This window comes from Actinobaculum sp. 352 (genome assembly GCF_003957265.1).
In the GTDB taxonomy this organism is placed as follows: Bacteria; Actinomycetota; Actinomycetes; order Actinomycetales; family Actinomycetaceae; genus Asp313.
Map to the genome: position 1 here is coordinate 35,811 of NZ_RQSN01000003.1, position 17,178 is coordinate 52,988.

Genomic DNA, 17,178 nt, shown 5'->3' on the forward strand with positions numbered 1-17,178 from the left:
GGAGGAAATATGAAGGCAGCGGTGATGCTCGGGCCGGGGCAACTCGAACTGCAGGAGGTCGAAGATCCGCACGCCGGGCCAGGTGAGCTCATTCTGAAAACCGGCGCAAACACGCTCTGCGGTACGGATGGTCGCATCTTACGGGGCGAGAAAACCGCCGGCATCGATCCTGGCGTGATCCTCGGCCATGAATTATCCGGATATGTCACCGAAGTGGGTGAGGGAGTGAGCGGTTTTGCCGAGGGCGACCTCGTCGCCGTCAATCCCACCGTTCCCTGCCTACAGTGCTACTACTGCAAGGCGGGCGTCGAGCATCTGTGCGATCACGCGCGGCTGTTCGGCTACGCCATCAACGGCGGCTTGGCAGACTATGTGCGCATCCCAGCCGAGGCCATGACCCGCGGTGGCGTGTACAAGGCGCTTCCCGGAGTCAGCCCAGTGGAGGCTGCGCTCTCCGAACCGCTTGGCTGCGTGCTCAATGGCGCAGGCAATTACAAGCCCACACCCGGCGACACCGTCGTCATCGTCGGTGCTGGGCCCATCGGCATGCTCCACACACAGGTCAACCGGCTCTACGGCGCCTCGCAGGTGATTGTCTCCGACTTGTCGGAGGAGCGCCTCGCCATCGCGAAGAAGCTCGGAGCAACACAGACGATCAACCCCACCGAAGTGGACGTGGTGGAGTTCGTCCGCGACCACACCGGCGGCCGCGGAGCGGATGTTGCCGTGCTGTGTATCGGCGCGAATGCGCTGTTCCAGCAGGGCCTGGAACTGGTACGCAAACGCGGGCGGGTCAACGCCTTCGCCGGATTCCCCAAGACGGGCACATCCACCATCGACCCGAACCTCATCCACTACCGCGAACTCACGGTCACCGGCGGCTCGAATAATCGGCGCGAAACACAGGAACTCGCGCTACGCCTCATCGCGGAGGGAAAGATCGATGTGAAGTCGCTGCATACGGATACGTACGTGCTCGACGACGTCGTCGCCGCCATCGAGTATGCGGCGTCCGGCAAGGGAATTAAGGTGGCGGTGGTGCCGGAGTAGCCCGCCCGCGCGACAGCCGGCCTGATGGCCGTGCCGATTGCAGGTGCCAGAGTAGCCCGCCCGCGCGACAACACATTCACGACGCACGTCCTTTGAAGGTTGCCGTGTTGGGCATGCGGCTGCGCGTAACAGCACAATGGGCACGAAGCAGGTCGCAAAGCAGGCGGGAGCCAAAAGGCAGGCAGGAGCCAAAAGGCAGGCGGGAGCCAAGAGGGGCCAGCGGAATAACCGTTGGCCCCTCCCTTCAGATGCTCCCCGCTGCGGCACCTGCCCCTACCGGGGCACCCCGATACACGCCGCGCCGGGGAGCACCGAAGCCTTCTCAGATGTTCTCGGCAACAACCCGCGCCACGCGAACCAGTGACACCGCACCCGGATCGGGAGTGCCGAGCGACTTCTCACCCAGCGGCCGCGCGCGTCCGAGCTTCGCAACCATGTCAGCGGTGCTCTCGGCGCCCTGCTCACCGGCTCGTAGTGCCGCTGCCGCCTTCTCCTGGAAGTCGCCCGCAGTCGCACTGAACGCTTCGACCAGTGGCACCAGTGCGTCAACCAGCGTCTTGTCGCCCACCTGTGCACCGCCGAGGCGCTGCACCGCATCACGGCCCGCCTCAAGGGCGGCAACGGCCTTTGCCAGGTCGGGGGCGTCGTCGTTACCAAAAACGGCTCCGATCGCCGTCAGCAGCGAGCCCCACAACGCACCGGACGTACCACCGGCACGATCCGACCACGCGTCGCCCGCAGCCGCCAGGGTGGTGCTCAGCCCGGCTCCCTCGGCGGCGATGGCCGCAGCGGCCTGCGCGGCCCCATGAGAGCCATTGGCCATGCCAATGCCGTGATCGCCGTCGCCTGCAATGGAATCAAGTCGCCCGAGTTCGTCCTTCGCGCCGTCGAGCATGGCGGCCACCAGTCCGAGGATGTCTACCGCTTTGGCTGCGGCGGCCTTCGAGGCGGCCGATCCTTCTTCCGTAACGGCTACCTTGGTGGCCTCGCTGGAAAGAACCGCGTCGTCGCGCGCCACATCGCCCACCGAGCCTTTGCGGTAGGCGGGTGTATCGCAGGGAGCGTCCCAGTACTCCAGCAGCTCGTCGTCGACCCAGGTCAAGGTCAGCGAGATGCCGGCCATGTCCAGCGAAGTCACGAACTCACCGGACTCAAGGTCTGCCACCTCCAGGCCCGCTTCGGTCAGCAGGTCGTACACGGCTCCGGCGACGACAAAGAGTTCCTCGTACTTGGTATCACCCAGTCCGTTGACGACGGCGACGACGCGCTTGCCGGCGTCCTCGGGCGCTTCGGGAAGAAGCCCATCGACTAGTGTTTTGGCAACATCCTTGGCCGTGCCTAGATCTGCCTCAGCCACTCCGGGTTCACCGTGGATGCCGAGTCCGATACCCATCTTTCCTTCCGGAACGGTGAATAGAGGGCCATCCGCGCCGGGGAGAGTGCAGCCGGAGAAGGCCACGCCGAAGGAACGGGTGGCGGCATTCGCCTTGGCGAAGACTCTCTTGACCTCATCGAAGTCCTTACCCGCCTCGGCAGCGGCTCCTGCGATTTTGAAGATTGGGAAGTCACCGGCGATACCGCGGCGTTTCTCGATTTCGTCTTGGGATCCGGAGGCGATGTCGTCGGTGACAACCAAAGTATCCGCCTGGATGCCTTCGGAACGCAGGCGTTCTATGGCCTGCCCGAAATGCAGTACGTCACCGGCATAGTTGCCGAATCCCATCAGCACCCCTGCACCACGATGGGCGGCCTTGAGCACCGAGTATGCCTGCGAGCCGGAGGGCGAGGAGAAAATATTGCCACACACTGCGCCGTCGGCAATACCGGGGCCGACCCATCCGGCAAACGCCGGGTAGTGGCCGGACCCGCCGCCGTAGATCACGGCGACTTTCCCTTCGGGGGTGGCGGTAGAGCGGACCACGCCGCCGTAGACAGGCTTCACGTAACGCTTGTTGGCGAGCACAAACCCGCGTAGCGCCTCAGCCGGGAAATCTTCTGGAATATTAACAAGTCGCGTCATTGCGTACCTTTCGTTTGGGGCTCGAAAGCCGGACAATTACCAAAAGTCTAGAGGCGTAGTAGTGGCGGCGGCAATCACTTTACGGTAGATGCACACAGTGCTCGGGGTGGAGGGAGAATCCGGGACGATGTGCAGGGCAAGAGCTTTGACAGTACGGGCTCACACAGCCAATCGCCCGGTGAGCAGCGGCTCGACCAGCACCAGGAGTCCTGACCGCGCAGAGTCACAAAACCGATCAGCCACAGCAGTCAGGCAGTCCGGCGCACCAGACGCCATAGCGTGCGGATACTCGGATCCCACCCTTGCAACACGCGGTCACAGTCAATCGGCCGGAGGCCGTACCGTGCGGATACTCGGATCCCACCCTTGCAACACGCGGTCACAGTCAATCGGCCGGAGGCCGTACCGTGCGGATACTCGGATCCCACCCTTGCAACACGCGGTCACAGTCAATCGGCCGAAAGCTGTGCCGTGCGGCTGCTCGGACCCTACACGGAAACAGCGATTATGCCCGCTGCCCACATGCACACTAGTACACACCCATACGTCGTTTCGCCTTGACTGTGACCCTGGGTCACATGATGCGATAGTGACGTGCGGGTAAAAGAGATAGCCGATATGGCCGGTACGACGACGCGGGCCGTGCGCCACTACCACCGCCTCGGCCTCCTGCCAGTGCCGCCGGTCGTCGGTGGCCGGCGCGACTACGGCCTAGAGCACCTAGCCCGCCTGCTACGTATTCGCTGGCTGGCCGAGAGCGGGCTGCGGCTCTCGCAAATCGCAGAAATCCTGCCTGAGCAGCAGCCCAGCGACCGTGACGCCGTCCTTGAATCTCTGCGGGCCACGCGCGCCACCATTGATGCACAGGTGGCCCAACTACACGCGCAGCAGAAGCGCATTGATGTGTTGATTGAAACGGTCGAACGCGGCGAAAGGCTCTCGCCCGTGCCCACAGTTATTGAGCAGTTTTACGACGATGTTGAGTCTGCAACGGAAAGCATGGAGGGATCAAAAGTCATCCGCGGCGAGCGGCGCATCATGACATTCCTCGCCACGCAGGGCTTCACGCCGAGGAACACCGCCGATTTCCTCGACGCCGTCTCGCAGGAGGATCGGGTGCTGTTCGCGCAGCTCGTCGTCGAGTTCGCCACGTTGCCGCAGCGCACTCCGCAGGAGCAGAAGGAGGGCATTGACCATCTGCTGCAGGAATCCCTCCGGATGATTGATCGCTACAAGAAGTATGTGGCCGATGTGCTGGCACAGCTCCCGACCGGGCGTACCGGCCGCGCCGCGTGGTCGATCATGCAGCGACTCTACGAGCTGCAGTTCTCCCATCCGTCCCAGCAGGCGTATTTGCAGGAGTATATGAAGGCGATGTTTGCCGACGAAGAGATTGGCCCCATCCTGCGGCGCTCCGCGGGAGAGGGGTGGAGCCTCTAGCCCCGGAGGTTGGAGGGTTCAGCCGGAGGAAGTCGGACCGTCTCGTGACCCGAGGTTGAGGATCCAGCCGAAGGAAATTGGACCGTCTCGTGACCCGAGGTTGAGGATCCAGCCGAAGAAAGTCGGACCGCCTAGTGACCCGAAGCGGCACTGCCAGATCGTCACGCGTCGTCGTTCGGTACGGTGGCGCCGTCGCACACCCGCCTCCTCCCGACGGCTGCGTATATCGCCGACATCACGGCGATAAAGCCAACACCAACATACAGGGCGGTGTGATACTCCGGCTGCCACACCATAATGCCGAAGGTGAAGAGGATGAAGGCGATGGAGAAGTATTGGCCGTAGGGCCACAGCGGCACGGGGAAACGCAAGCGCGCGGCTTCATCGCGCGTCATTCCATGCCGTGAGGCCAGATGCGCCAGCAAGATCATCAACCATACAAACACCGTGGCAAAGGTCGCCAGAGAGGCAACGATGGTGAACACTCTGTCCGGCAGCACATAGTTCAGTGCCACGCCGATCACCATCACCGCGATCAAGGAGATCGTGGTGATCACCGGAATGTTCTTGACTGTTCGCGCCATCGCCCGTGGTGCAGCGCCTTGCCGCGCCATGCTGGCGATCACCCGCCCCGCACCAAAAAGGTCAGCGTTAATGGCGGAGAGGGCCGCAGTTACGACGACGATGTTCAGCAGAGCCGCCGCCCAGTTCACGCCGAGCGTGTCGAAGATCTGCACGAAGGGTGACTGTTCGCCATCGATCGACCGCCACGGATTGATCATGAGGATCACCAGAATCGCCAGCACGTAGAACAGGAGGATGCGCACCGGAACGGTATTGACGGCTTTCGGGATGGCCTTCTCCGGTTCGTCCGCTTCCGTTCCGGCAACGCCGATGATCTCGGTGCCGCCGAAGGCGAAGAGTACGAGGATGAACGCAGAGATCATGCCGCCTGGTCCGTGGGGGAAGAAGCCGCCGTCGTTCCACAAGTTGGCGGGCCCCAACTGGCCCGGGTCGGAGCCGAGTCCGAGGATGAGGATCGCGGCGCCACCAGCGATCATGGCGACGACGGCGGTCACCTTGATCAGCGTGAAGACGAACTCCAGCTCACCGAACCAGCGCACGCTGGCCAGATTTGCGGCACCCACAATCAGCAGCGTGACGCCGACCCACAGCCACTGCGGAGAGTGCGGAAACCAGAACTGCATGTAGATGCCGATTGCCGTGAGATCGGCCAGGCAGACAATCACCATTTCGAAGGCATAGGCCCAACCGGTGATATACCCGGCCCAGCCGCCGAGGAAGCGGCGAGCGTATTCGGCGAAGGAGCCGGAGATGGGCATCCGCACCGCCATTTCACCCAGCCCGCGCAGCATGAAGTACACGACGGCGCCGCCCAGCAGGTATACGAGCAGAACGGATGGTCCGGCTGCCTGAATGGCCTCCGCCGAACCGTAGAACAGGCCGGTGCCAATGGCCGAGCCGAGAGCAATGAAGTGGATATGCCGCACCCGTAAGCCGTGGCTCTTCACCACCGCGCTCTTTGGCGACGATTCCGCTTCCGCCCTGTTCGTCATATGCACCTTCCAGTTTTGTTATGAGCTGCGCTAGGTATCAACCGTAGTCGGACCCCGGTCAACGCCCGGTCAACGGTAGTCGGACCCCGGTGCAACTTGCGTTGTGACACGAGCGTTACATCGACCTGCGATGCTCCACCCGCTTCTACCCTTTAGGTTGTGTTCTGACACGAGCGTTGCAGTTGTTGGTGGCAGGTTTGCAGTTCGCTCCTACCTGCAGGACACCAGATCGGTTACGCGCTGCGCGACATGGTGGGGTTACAGTCCCACCCGCCTGCTACGCACCCACCGGTGCTGCAACCGCTCACCGATAGGGCGAGTTCGACAGTCGGAACCCGCATGTTGTACGCCATAACCTGCGATCAGAGGGTAATGCCACGCAATCGTCACGCAACACAGACCACCCTCGAAGTATGCCTGCTGGATGCGTCGCCACGCCAACACCGGGACTTCTGCGGACAGGAGGTAGCGATATTGCGGCAAAGCGCGCTGGCCGAGCGGGCGCCGGCTCTGCGGGCGTCGAGCAGGCCGCGCTGGCGGTTGGCGTGGAGTCGACGTCAGGTGGCGGGTCTATGCCAGGTGGCGGGTCTATGCCAGGTGGCGGGTCTATGCCAGGTGGCGGGTCTATGCCAGGCAGGGCTCGGAGCCTACACCCGGCGGTGAACTGTCCAAATCCCGTCCAAACGAGAACTGCCCGGTCCAACTCGGGCACGAAATCCGCGGAATTCCGCCAGTTCTTATATTGATTGAATCAAGTCTTCCGTCGTTTGGACGGGATTTTGACACGCTTGCTTCCTGAACCCGGAAAACCCGCGGTCTCCGACCACCCCGGCCAAGCGGGCGCCGACTCCGCGGGTTAAGAGCGGGCCGCGTTGGCGGTTGGCGTGGAGTCGACGTCAGGCGGAAATCTACGTCAGGCGACGGGTCTATGCCAGGTGGCGGGTCTCTGCCAGGTAGGGCTCGGGGCCTACCGCGCTCAGACCGGAACCAACGACGACGGCGGGTCGACGTTAGGCAGCGGTAGGGTCTACGTCAGGCGGGGGTTCGGGTAGGCGGAGGTCGGGGGAGGCGCGATTCGGGGCCTACGCCCGGCGGCGAGACAGCGCAGGTTTCGCCCGTTGTTCTGCGCCGTCGCCAGGCCATCTGTTTTCCCGAACTGCCGATTGAACCCAGCTCTCTGCCGCGTCGACAAGTTGCAGCGACCGATTAGCTCAGCTCTTCTCCGGCGGTGTCCGGTCCACAAAGAAACACGACACGGCAGCACAAGCAATCGCAATGAGTGGTACAAGCATGGCGGTGCGAGCAGCTTCCGTAAAGGTGGCGTTCCGCGCAACGGTCTGCATAACGACCGCTACCATCGCCGTCCCCAACGCAGAGCCCACTTGTAGAAAAGTGGAGAGAACCCCGGATGCAGCACCGGCAACCTCCTTCGGAACCCCGCGCATTGCCATCGCCGTCGTCGGTGTGAATAACATGGCATTACCGGCCCCGATGATGCACATGACGGGGATGAAACGGTTCCAGCTGGCTTCAGGAACCATCAGCCACGCTGCCAAACCGACGCCGCACGCGGTTAACCCGAGACCAAGAGCAAACAGGACCCGCGCATCCATTTTGTCAGTAAGACGGCCAACCACCGGAGCAAGAAGCATGGAAGCCAAGGACGCGGGAGCAATCACCAGACCCGCCCGCTGCGCACTGGCACCCAATCCTTCTTGCAGAAAGAAAGACAGAACAAGCGTGAAGCTTATAACCACAACTGAAACGCTCACGCCGGCAGGCAACATGATCCTGTAGCGGCGACTCGTGAACAGTGTGAAAGGAAGCAGTGGGTCGGCGTTCTGAACCCGGCGCTGTTGAACTAGGAAGGCGCCCAGCAACAGCACAGTAAGACCAAGACCCATCCAGCTCGACGTCGTCCAGCCCGCTTCACCGACTCGCATCAAGGTATATACCCCGATCGCCAGGGCCAACGCCGCGAGAACTGCCCCGGGAATATCAAGTTTTCGCTGCCGACTCTGCGATGTGCGCGGAAGAAACACCAGGGCTGAGACGCACAAAACAATACCGATCGGCACATTGATAAGGAAGACCCACCGCCACCCCAACTGTGTGACTAGCAGTCCTCCGACTACCGGACCAACCACTGCGGCTCCGGCGCCAACCGAGCCTCGGATCCCTAAAGCAGTACCCTGCCGCTCCTTTGGGATCACCGCGACAATGGTCGAGAGGATTTGCGGTACCAATAGCGCTGCGCCGAGTCCTTGGCACGCACGCGCAGCTATGAGTTGCACCGGACTGTGTGCTAACGCGCAAGCTAAACTGCAGACGGTAAAGATCACAACGCCGGAGGCAAATACTCGCCGAGAACCGAATAGGTCGCCCAGTCTACCGGCAGTGATCAGTACCGTCGCGAGCGCAAGAACGTAAGCGCTAACCGCCCACGTCCCTTCAACAACAGTCGCACCGAGCTCCTCCCTGATCCTGGGCAAAGCGACTGTCACTACGGTCATGTCCATCTGGGCCATGAAGTAACCGACGACTACAACCCAATACACAGCCCATGGGCGTACCGGTCTGACGGTACCGTTCTCAGGGTTGCCTTTATTCCGTGACCTCATCGAAGTCCTCCTACTTTTTATACGACCAAATAGCAGACGGTACCTTTGTAGTTCGCTCGATCCGCACCGATTGATCGACAGCTGTCTCCTGAAGGCAGCTGACACAACAACGCTAGGGTGCTGCTGGTGTAGAGTTCAAAACGTGCCCCTGCCCAGTCTTGAAATGATTCCCATCCCTGCCGGGTACATCATGTTGCATGATGCGCGGACGAGGACTTCACGCGGCGTACAGTTACGACAATTTCACATCGCTTCTACTTCGGTGACATGGCGATTGTATTCAGCTCTGTTGGGGATACCGGTGCCCACCGGTGTGGATGAGAATGCGCCCGCACATTCCATATCCTGGCTCAGCGCTGTGAGCTGGTGCAATATGTTGTCCACCGCGAAGGAACTAACTCCGGCATACACCATTGACAGAGGCGGGATCACCTGGAACGTTAACGCTGACTGTTTTCGGTTGCCGACGGAGGCCGAGTGGGAATATGCCTGCCGCGCGGGATCAACAGGCCCGCACTACGGTCCGCTTTCCGATATCGCGTGGACGGACGAAGACGCCGTCACGGGAGCACAGTGCGTCGGCCAGAAGTTGCCGAATGCTTTTGGCCACTTCGACATGCTGGGCAATGTGTGGGAGTGGTGCTGGGACTACTCCGACCCAGCACGATACGCCGACTACGCGTGCTGCGTGGCGGCGGATGGGCAGATAGGCATTGGAGCGTTCGCGCCTCGGTACGGCGCGGCAGCATGCCCGGCGCGCAGTTGGACGACGTCGGCTTCCGCATCGCAAGAGGCGCCGTGGGCGAGCCTGGCAACCATGCCGCTCAAGGCTGGTCACAAGAGGCCGACCGGAATCGAGCGAATATCGCCGGTGCCTTGCCTATCGGCTGGACACCGCTGCGCAGATAATTCAAGAAGTCCGATGGGCGTGGACTCGGGTCAGGCGAACTCGACGACCACCTCGTAGAGCGAGCGGCCTTCGCGCAATGCATGAAGCGCCTGCTGCACGGATTCGGGCAGGTCGGCGTCATCTGGCAAGTATGACAGCAACCCATAATCTGCTCGTACCTCAGACACCGCTGTAGACCAGCGCATAGGGGCTAGCGGGTCAGCAACCCGATACGGCATTCTGACGTCGGCGACGCCTGATTCACGTACGGCCCGTTCACTTGCCGCAACCATATCCGGCGACTCGGCATCGTAAACAAATGCGCCTGCGGGGAAGCGCCGTGCCATCTCATCGACCAGATCCCGGATCTGTTCTTCCTCGAAGAAATAGACGACGCCGGAGGCGACGGCGATCATCCCGTCACAATCATCAATCGCATCCATCCAGTCGGTGTCCATCAGCGAGCCGGTGAGTTCACATTCCCGGGGATGGGATTGCATCCACTGCCGACGCGCACACATAACATCCGGTAGATCCAGGCAATAGACCTTCGTCTGACCGTTGTCTACATCGTCGATGAGGCGGTCCATCCCACAACCCAGATCGACGACGGCGGCTCTAGGGTAAAGCTGCAGATAGCGACGTAACTCGACTACCGTGGCCCGGTGACGTAGCGCATAGATGGCCGCAGGGACATCTCCCAAATCTGCAACCACTAACTCGGGACGATCTGCGACTACCTGTTGCGCGATGTGTTCAGCCCACCGGTCCTGAAAGCAGTGCGGCCACAGGCGAGCCGCACGCGCTCGGCCGAATAGCGGGATGAACAATGTCCGCTGCACCTCATCGCTTAGCATATACCTAACTATAGGCGCGTCAACGCGAACCTGCCGGTTCAGCGGACTCGACCGAGCGCCACCGAGAATCCCAGAGGAGGATCACGTATTAGGGCAGTCTGATGCTGCACGAACCTACATAGTGGTGGTGTTCGACCGTGCGCACAGCCTTTTGGTAGCTCGCTGAGGGAAATGTCCAAATCCCGTCCAAACAAGAACTGCCCGGTCCAACTCGGGCACGAAATCCGCGGAATTCCGCCAGTTCTTATATTGATTGAATCAAGTCTTCCGTCGTTTGGACGGGATTTTGACACGCTTGCTTCCTGAACCCGGAAAACCCGCCGTCTCCGACCACCCCGGCAAGCACTCGGCGCCCACACCATCACGATGCCGCATCACAACAGCCAAAAACCATCCAAAACACCACAAGTACTCGATACCCGAGTCCGCCACTTACGGCTAGTCACAGGAAACCAATCGGATTAGAGCCGCTATAACAGTCCAGTGCCCGCCCGGTCGGCATTACCACCAGCATCGGCGACTCAAGCCCGTGTTGAATGGCTGCTGAATGCCCTCGCCCTCTCGGCGGCGATTCTCTCATGGTGGAGCTAACGGGGCTCGAACCCGTGACCTTCTGCTTGCAAAGCAGACGCGCTACCAGCTGCGCCATAGCCCCAGTCAAGCTGCCGCCTTCGGAAGCGGCAGACGCTTATTCGATCGAGTCAGTGACCTCGGTCCACACGGCCTGGTCTTGCTGGCTCTTACTGACCTGAATCCAGATCGCATATCCGGCCGCAAGGGCGACCGTGGCGAGTAGGAACTTCTTCATGGCTTCTCTCCTTGAGGATAGTTCGTGGGCCTAGATGGACTCGAACCATCGACCTCAGTCTTATCAGGACTGCGCTCTAACCAACTGAGCTATAGGCCCATTGCACTATCGGGTGCCGAAATAGGTTACCGCACCGGCGGAGCGATCTTCAAACCGATACCGCCGAGCGCGAGCGCGAGGCCGGTCACACCCAGAGCTCTTGGCAGCGTCAAGCACCGCTTGTTTCTGGTTGCATACTTCATAGGAACGGCCCGTGGGCGGGTAGCTCCGCAGCAATCGTGCTGGTAATACAGCGAGAAACACACGCCGGCTCACAGGCATGCTTTCGTTTGCGTCGCGGAATCGCCGCCTCGCTTACTCGTCGGTCACCGAGATATGCAGACCGCCCACCAGCGAGGCAATCAAGTTGTACACCAGCGCACCCACAGCGCTCAGGGCTGTGAACAGCACGACGTCGAGAATCGCAACGATCACGCCGAAGCTCATCCAGCGTCCGAAGCCCAAGTACTGGGCCAACTGCAGCAGTTGCTCCGAATTCAGCGTCTCCAGTAGATCGTTAATCTCCGCGAACAGTGACATCCTGTCCAGTACGAACCACAGCAGCATCCAGGCGATCACGATCATGACGCCCAGTGCCACAGAGAAGAGGAATCCCAACTTCAGCACGGATAGCGGTTCCACCTTGGCGATGGTCATCTTCACCCGGCGGATACCGACTGCGCGCTTCGGCGCATCGACCGGCGGGGTTACCGGATCCTCCATGCGCTCCTGCGTGCTGCGCCGCCGCGGCATCTGGGGCTCACCGGGCGCATCAATCGCCTGTGTAGGCTGCTCTTCGCTCATTACTACTCCGTCATTGCTGCTTGGCACGCTGCACGGATACTTGCGTATCCGCTATGTCAGAGGCTACCGCTTATTGCACCTCTTCGTCATCCGAACCAGCGGCGCTTCCAGCACTTTCCGCACTGTCAACGCCTTCGGATCGGCCAGCACTTACGGTATCCGCTCTACTCTCGGCGCTGTCAACTTCTTCCGAGACTTCGCCTTCTTCTGAGACTTCACCACCCTCGGAATCAGCCGCGGTCTCGGCGCTTCCCGCAGTCTCGGCGCTTCCCGTACTATCGGCACTTCCTGCGCTCGCAGCACTTCCGCCGCTTCCCGCGCTATCGGCGGATCCCGGCTCGATGCCTTCCTCGGCGGTATGTGCGATACCGATGATCTTGTCGCCCTCACCCGGGCGGGTGAAGGTCACACCTTGCGTGGCACGGCCCGTTAAAGAGACTTCGTCCGCGCTGGCGCGCATCACCTTCCCGGATTCCATCACCACCATGACATCCTCACCTTCACGGGTGATAAGCGCGCCCACCAGGTCGCCGCGTTCCTCGGTCAGCTTGGCCACTTTAATGCCGTAGCCACCGCGGCCCTGCACCCGGTACTCTTCAATGCGGGTGCGCTTGGCAAAGCCGTTCTCCGTCATAATGAAGACCTCGGAGCCCTCGTGCACCACGCTCATCGTCAGCAGGGAATCACCATCGCGGAACTTCATGCCCGTCACGCCGGACGCCGCCCGGCCCATGGGCCGCAGCGCCTCGTTGGTCGCCGTGAAGCGGATCGACTGGCCTCGCCGGGAGACCAGTAGCAGGTCCTCACCCTCGTCCACCAGGCAGGCCGCAACCACCTGATCGGTTGATCCATCCACATGTTCACGCAGTTTGATGGCAATCAGGCCACCCGAGCGCGGCGAATCGTAATCCCGCAGGCGGGTCTTCTTCACCAGGCCATCCGCCGTCGCCAACACCAGATACTCGGCCTGATCGTAGTCCTTGAGCGTAATGGTGGAGGCGATCACCTCACCGGGCTGGAAGGCGAGCACATTGGCAATATGCTGCCCCTTCGCATCCCGACCGCCTTCGGGTAGTTCGTAGCCCTTGATGCGGTACACCCGGCCCAAATTGGTGAAGAACAGATGCCAGTCATGCGTAGACGCAACGTCGAAATGCTCGATGACATCGTCGCCACGCAACTGCGCCCCGCGGATGCCCTTGCCGCCGCGATGCTGGGCGCGGTACTCGCTCGCCTTCGTGCGCTTGACGAACCCGCCGCGCGTAATGGTGACAACCACATCCTCCTCCGGGATGAGGTCTTCCACACTCATCTCACCGTCGAAGGGAAGAATGGTGGTGCGCCGGTCATCGCCATAACGATCGACAATGCCCTGCAACTCCTCGGAGATAATCGTGCGCTGCCGTTCCGGCTTGGCGATAATATCCCGATAGTCCGCAACCAGTGCGACCTTCTCGTTGTATTCATCGAGGATCTTCTGCCGTTCCAGGGCGGCCAGGCGGCGCAACTGCATCTCCAGAATGGCGTTGGCCTGGTCCTCGTCGATCTCCAGCAGGGCCATCAAGCCGGAACGCGCCTCATCCACCGTGGGTGAGCGGCGGATCAACGCCACCACCTCGTCCAGCGCGTCCAGCGCCTTCAGGTAGCCCTCCAAGATATGCAAGCGCTTCAGCGCCTCGCCAAGCCGGTACTCGGTGCGCCGGCGGATAACCTCGATCTGGTGCGTCACCCAGTGCCGCACGAAACCGTCGAGCGATAGCGTGCGTGGCACGCCGTCCACCAGCGCCAGCATGTTGGCCGGGAAGTTGTTCTGCAGCTGGGTGTGCTTGTACAGATTGTTCAGCACAACCTTCGCCACCGCATCCTTACGCAGCACGACGACGATGCGCTGACCGGCTCGGCCGGAAGTCTCGTCACGAATATCGGCAATGCCCGGCAGCCGCCCGTCCTTGATTCCCTCGACCATCTTGTCCAGCAGGCGATCCGGGTTCACCTGGTACGGAAGGTCGGAGATCACCAGGCATTGGCGGCCGTGAATCTCATCGACCTCAACCACGGCACGCTGCGTAATGGTGCCGTGACCGGTGCGATACATATCCTCAATGCCGCGTGTGCCCAGAATAGTGGCGCCAGTGGGGAAATCAGGACCCTTGATGCGGCGCATCAATTCGCCCAGCAGCTCTTCCTTCGACGCCTCCGGGTGCTGCAAATACCACTGAATACCCTCGTTAACCTCGCGTAGGTTATGCGGCGGAATGCGGGTGGCCATACCGACGGCGATGCCCTCCGAGCCGTTGACCAACAGGTTCGGATAACGGGCCGTCAAAACCAGCGGTTCCATCAACGAGCCGTCATAATTCGGCTCGAAATCAACCGTGTCCTCCTTGATGTCCCGCACCATTTCCATGGCCAGAGGTGCCATGCGCGCCTCTGTGTAGCGGGGGGCTGCCGCACCCAGGTCGCCGGAGGTGCCGAAGTTGCCCTGGCCGGCCACCAGCGGGTAGCGCATGGCCCACGGTTGAGCCAGGCGCACAAGCGTGTCATAAATGGCGGCGTCGCCGTGCGGGTGATAGTGACCCATCACGTCACCGACGATCTTGGCGGACTTGGAGAAGGAATTATCGGGGCGGTAGCCGCCGTCGTACATGGCGTAGAGCACGCGGCGGTGCACCGGCTTCAAACCGTCACGCACATCAGGCAGAGCGCGGCCGACGATGACGGACATGGCATAGTCCAGGTAGGACCGCTCCATCTCACGCTGGAGGTCAACCCCCATAATGTCGCCGTGGTAGTACTGCGTTTCTTCCGGGGTATCCGGAGTCATATCGTCGCTCATTGCCTGCCTTAAATGTCGAGGAACCGGACGTCGTGCGCGTTGCGCTGGATAAAGCTGCGGCGCGACTCAACGTCTTCACCCATCAGCACGGAGAATGTCTCATCCGTGGCGGCCGCCTCACCAATGGAAACCTGTTTCAGGGTGCGATGCGCCGGATCCATCGTGGTATCCCACAACTCTTCGGCGTTCATCTCGCCCAAGCCCTTGTAGCGCTGAATGCGCTGACTCTCGTCTTTCGGAAGCCGCCAACCGGCTTCGCGGCCGGCGGCGAGTTTCTCGTCACGCTCCCGGTCCGAGAAGACGTAATCATGCGGAGCGTTCGTCCATTTGATGCGATAGAGCGGCGGCATGGCGAGGTAGACATTGCCGTTCTCAATCAGTGGGCGCATATACCGGTATACGAGGGTCAGCAACAGGGTCGCGATATGTGAGCCGTCGACGTCGGCGTCGGCCATGAAGACGATCTTGTGGTAGCGCAGTTTCGACATGTCGAACTCATCGCCGATACCGGTGCCGAAGGCGGTGATCAGGCCCTGAATCGTATCCGAAGAGAGCGCCCGATCCAGGCGCGCCTTCTCCACGTTCAGAATCTTGCCGCGAATCGGCATGATCGCCTGATGTTCCGGATCGCGGCCATTCACCGCGGAACCGCCGGCGGAATCACCCTCCACGATGAAGATCTCGCATTCCTCCGGGTTACGTGAGGTGCAGTCCTTCAACTTGCCCGGCATCGACGCCGATTCGAGGACGCTTTTACGCCGCGTCGCCTCACGCGCCTTGCGCGCGGCCGCCCGGGCGGCGAAGGCCTGCGTCGCCTTGCGAATAACGTCCTTCGCCTCATTTGGATGCGAATCCAACCAATCATTGAGATGCGCGTACAGCTGTTGTTGTACGAAGGTGCGCGCCTCGGTGTTGCCAAGCTTCGTCTTGGTCTGGCCCTCAAACTGAGGCGTGCCGAGCTTTACCGAGATAATCGCCGTCAGGCCCTCCCGGATATCCTCGCCGGAGAGGTTTGGATCCTTATCTTTCAGCAGGCCCTTGTCGCGCGCGTACTTGTTAATAACGGAGGTCAGAGCGGCACGGAAGCCCTCCTCGTGCGTTCCACCCTCCGTGGTGTTGATGGTATTGGCGAAGGTATTGATGGACTCCGAGTAGGCGGAGGTCCACTGCATGGCCACCTCGCACTCGATGTGCTTGTCAAGATCCTCCGCCTCGAAGTAGATCACCGAGGGATGGATAACCTCAACCTTTTTCGTGGTGTTCAAGTGTTTGACGTAATCCAGCAATCCATCCGAGTAGCAGTAGGAGATTTCCCGCCGCGGTGCCTCACCGTTGCCGTCCTCGCCGGCAACCTCGTCACCGTCCGCGATGGCCGTCGGCCGTTCATCAATCAGGGTGATGCGCAAGTTCTTGTTGAGGAAGCTCATCTGATGGAACCGTTTGCGCAACGTTTCAAAGTCGTAATCAACGGTTTCAAAGATGTCGCCATTGGCCCAGAAGGTTTGTGTTGTGCCGGTCTCTTCCGTCTTCTCCCCACGCTGCAGCGGGCCGGTGGGCACCCCGTTCTCAAAGGCGATGCGCCACACGTATCCATCGCGGCGAATCTCGGTTTCCATCCGCGTGGACAGGGCGTTGACCACCGAGAGGCCGACTCCATGCAGTCCACCGGACACCGCGTAGCTGCCGTTTCCGAACTTGCCGCCGGCGTGCAGAACCGTCATAACGACCTCGACGGCGGGACGATGCTCCGTCGGATGCTCATCCACCGGGATTCCACGCCCGTTATCGACGACGCGCACGCCGCCGTCGGCCAGAATCGTCACCTCGATATGATCGCAGTACCCAGCAAGTGCCTCGTCAACCGCGTTGTCCACAACCTCATAAACGAGATGATGCAGTCCCCGCTCCCCGGTCGACCCGATATACATACCCGGACGGGTACGCACCGCTTCCAAGCCCTCGAGCACCGTAATATCCGAAGCATCGTAAGACTGCTCCGGTGACATATCACCGACATGCTGTATTGCCTCGGCCGGCGTAGCGGCATCGGACGTAGGATCAGGAACGTGCGAAACGTCGTCAGACACGCGTGACTATCTCCTTCTGGGCGGCGGGAATGGCCAATACCGGCCCTCAGACACTTCTGAGCCCCAAAACGGTAGGACCCCACACACCGCGAGGCCGCGTTCATTTTACCGCAGTTTTCATCACGTTTCAGTCGACGACGCAGCGCCTCC

Annotated in this window: 11 protein-coding genes and 2 tRNA genes; 3 read left to right on the plus strand and 10 right to left on the minus strand. The window is 61.3% G+C overall.

Annotated features, from left to right (window positions below):
- The first annotated feature begins 9 nt into the window (after positions 1-9).
- Positions 10-1,050, plus strand: coding sequence for a zinc-dependent dehydrogenase (locus EKN07_RS04290; protein ID WP_126145725.1), 1,041 nt, complete (start codon positions 10-12; stop codon positions 1,048-1,050).
- 322 nt (positions 1,051-1,372) lie between these two features.
- Here the strand turns inward: EKN07_RS04290 and EKN07_RS04295 are convergent, their stop codons facing one another.
- Positions 1,373-3,070: a dihydroxyacetone kinase family protein gene (locus EKN07_RS04295; RefSeq protein WP_108714656.1), complete on the minus strand. Its 1,698-nt coding sequence runs from the start codon at positions 3,068-3,070 to the stop codon at positions 1,373-1,375.
- Positions 3,071-3,664: 594 nt separating this feature from the next.
- Here EKN07_RS04295 and EKN07_RS04300 point away from each other — a divergent pair.
- The gene (locus EKN07_RS04300; protein ID WP_240611292.1) at positions 3,665-4,510 is read left to right on the plus strand and encodes a MerR family transcriptional regulator; all 846 of its coding nucleotides are present in this window, start codon (positions 3,665-3,667) and stop codon (positions 4,508-4,510) included.
- 161 nt (positions 4,511-4,671) lie between these two features.
- Here the strand turns inward: EKN07_RS04300 and EKN07_RS04305 are convergent, their stop codons facing one another.
- Positions 4,672-6,087, minus strand: a complete 1,416-nt coding sequence (locus tag EKN07_RS04305) for an amino acid permease (RefSeq protein ID WP_108714654.1) — start codon at positions 6,085-6,087, stop codon at positions 4,672-4,674.
- A gap of 1,211 nt (positions 6,088-7,298) precedes the next feature.
- Positions 7,299-8,708: a DHA2 family efflux MFS transporter permease subunit gene (locus tag EKN07_RS04310; protein ID WP_126145726.1), complete on the minus strand. Its 1,410-nt coding sequence runs from the start codon at positions 8,706-8,708 to the stop codon at positions 7,299-7,301.
- A 142-nt stretch (positions 8,709-8,850) separates the two neighbouring features.
- Here EKN07_RS04310 and EKN07_RS04315 point away from each other — a divergent pair, with 142 nt between their 5' ends.
- Positions 8,851-9,675: an SUMF1/EgtB/PvdO family nonheme iron enzyme gene (locus EKN07_RS04315; RefSeq protein ID WP_240611291.1), complete on the plus strand. Its 825-nt coding sequence runs from the start codon at positions 8,851-8,853 to the stop codon at positions 9,673-9,675.
- Here EKN07_RS04315 and EKN07_RS04320 read toward each other — a convergent pair.
- The 7 genes from EKN07_RS04320 to gyrB all read right to left on the minus strand — a co-directional run bounded on the left by EKN07_RS04320 (position 9,648) and on the right by gyrB (position 16,947).
- Positions 9,648-10,454, minus strand: coding sequence for a methyltransferase (locus tag EKN07_RS04320; protein WP_126145727.1), 807 nt, complete (start codon positions 10,452-10,454; stop codon positions 9,648-9,650). The genes EKN07_RS04315 and EKN07_RS04320 overlap by 28 nt on opposite strands.
- Before the next feature lie 579 nt (positions 10,455-11,033).
- Positions 11,034-11,109 (minus strand) — tRNA-Ala (locus EKN07_RS04325).
- Between the two features lie 33 nt (positions 11,110-11,142).
- Positions 11,143-11,262 carry a DLW-39 family protein gene (locus EKN07_RS12990; protein ID WP_240611290.1) on the minus strand — a complete coding sequence of 40 codons (120 nt, stop codon included), beginning with the start codon at positions 11,260-11,262 and terminating at the stop codon, positions 11,143-11,145.
- A 25-nt stretch (positions 11,263-11,287) separates the two neighbouring features.
- A tRNA-Ile gene (locus tag EKN07_RS04330) sits at positions 11,288-11,361 on the minus strand.
- A 255-nt stretch (positions 11,362-11,616) separates the two neighbouring features.
- On the minus strand, positions 11,617-12,105 hold the full coding sequence (locus EKN07_RS04335; protein ID WP_241228135.1) for a DUF3566 domain-containing protein: 489 nt from the start codon (positions 12,103-12,105) through the stop codon (positions 11,617-11,619).
- A gap of 70 nt (positions 12,106-12,175) precedes the next feature.
- Complete coding sequence (gene gyrA / locus EKN07_RS04340) at positions 12,176-14,929, minus strand: DNA gyrase subunit A (protein WP_241228138.1); 2,754 nt, start codon at positions 14,927-14,929, stop codon at positions 12,176-12,178.
- A gap of 20 nt (positions 14,930-14,949) precedes the next feature.
- Positions 14,950-16,947 carry a DNA topoisomerase (ATP-hydrolyzing) subunit B gene (gene gyrB, locus EKN07_RS04345; RefSeq protein ID WP_108716565.1) on the minus strand — a complete coding sequence of 666 codons (1,998 nt, stop codon included), beginning with the start codon at positions 16,945-16,947 and terminating at the stop codon, positions 14,950-14,952.
- Positions 16,948-17,178 lie beyond the last annotated feature (231 nt).

Excerpts from the sequence above, each read along its gene's own strand:
- EKN07_RS04290 (WP_126145725.1), top strand. The coding sequence starts at position 10 with ATGAAGGCAGCGGTGATGCTCGGGCCGGGGCAACTCGAACTGCAGGAG.
- gyrA (WP_241228138.1), bottom strand. The coding sequence starts at position 14,929 with ATGACTCCGGATACCCCGGAAGAAACGCAGTACTACCACGGCGACATT.
- EKN07_RS04335 (WP_241228135.1), bottom strand. The coding sequence starts at position 12,105 with ATGAGCGAAGAGCAGCCTACACAGGCGATTGATGCGCCCGGTGAGCCC.
- EKN07_RS04305 (WP_108714654.1), bottom strand. The coding sequence starts at position 6,087 with ATGACGAACAGGGCGGAAGCGGAATCGTCGCCAAAGAGCGCGGTGGTG.
- gyrB (WP_108716565.1), bottom strand. The coding sequence starts at position 16,947 with ATGTCACCGGAGCAGTCTTACGATGCTTCGGATATTACGGTGCTCGAG.
- EKN07_RS04320 (WP_126145727.1), bottom strand. The coding sequence starts at position 10,454 with ATGCTAAGCGATGAGGTGCAGCGGACATTGTTCATCCCGCTATTCGGC.
- EKN07_RS04310 (WP_126145726.1), bottom strand. The coding sequence starts at position 8,708 with ATGAGGTCACGGAATAAAGGCAACCCTGAGAACGGTACCGTCAGACCG.
- EKN07_RS04295 (WP_108714656.1), bottom strand. The coding sequence starts at position 3,070 with ATGACGCGACTTGTTAATATTCCAGAAGATTTCCCGGCTGAGGCGCTA.
- EKN07_RS12990 (WP_240611290.1), bottom strand. The coding sequence starts at position 11,262 with ATGAAGAAGTTCCTACTCGCCACGGTCGCCCTTGCGGCCGGATATGCG.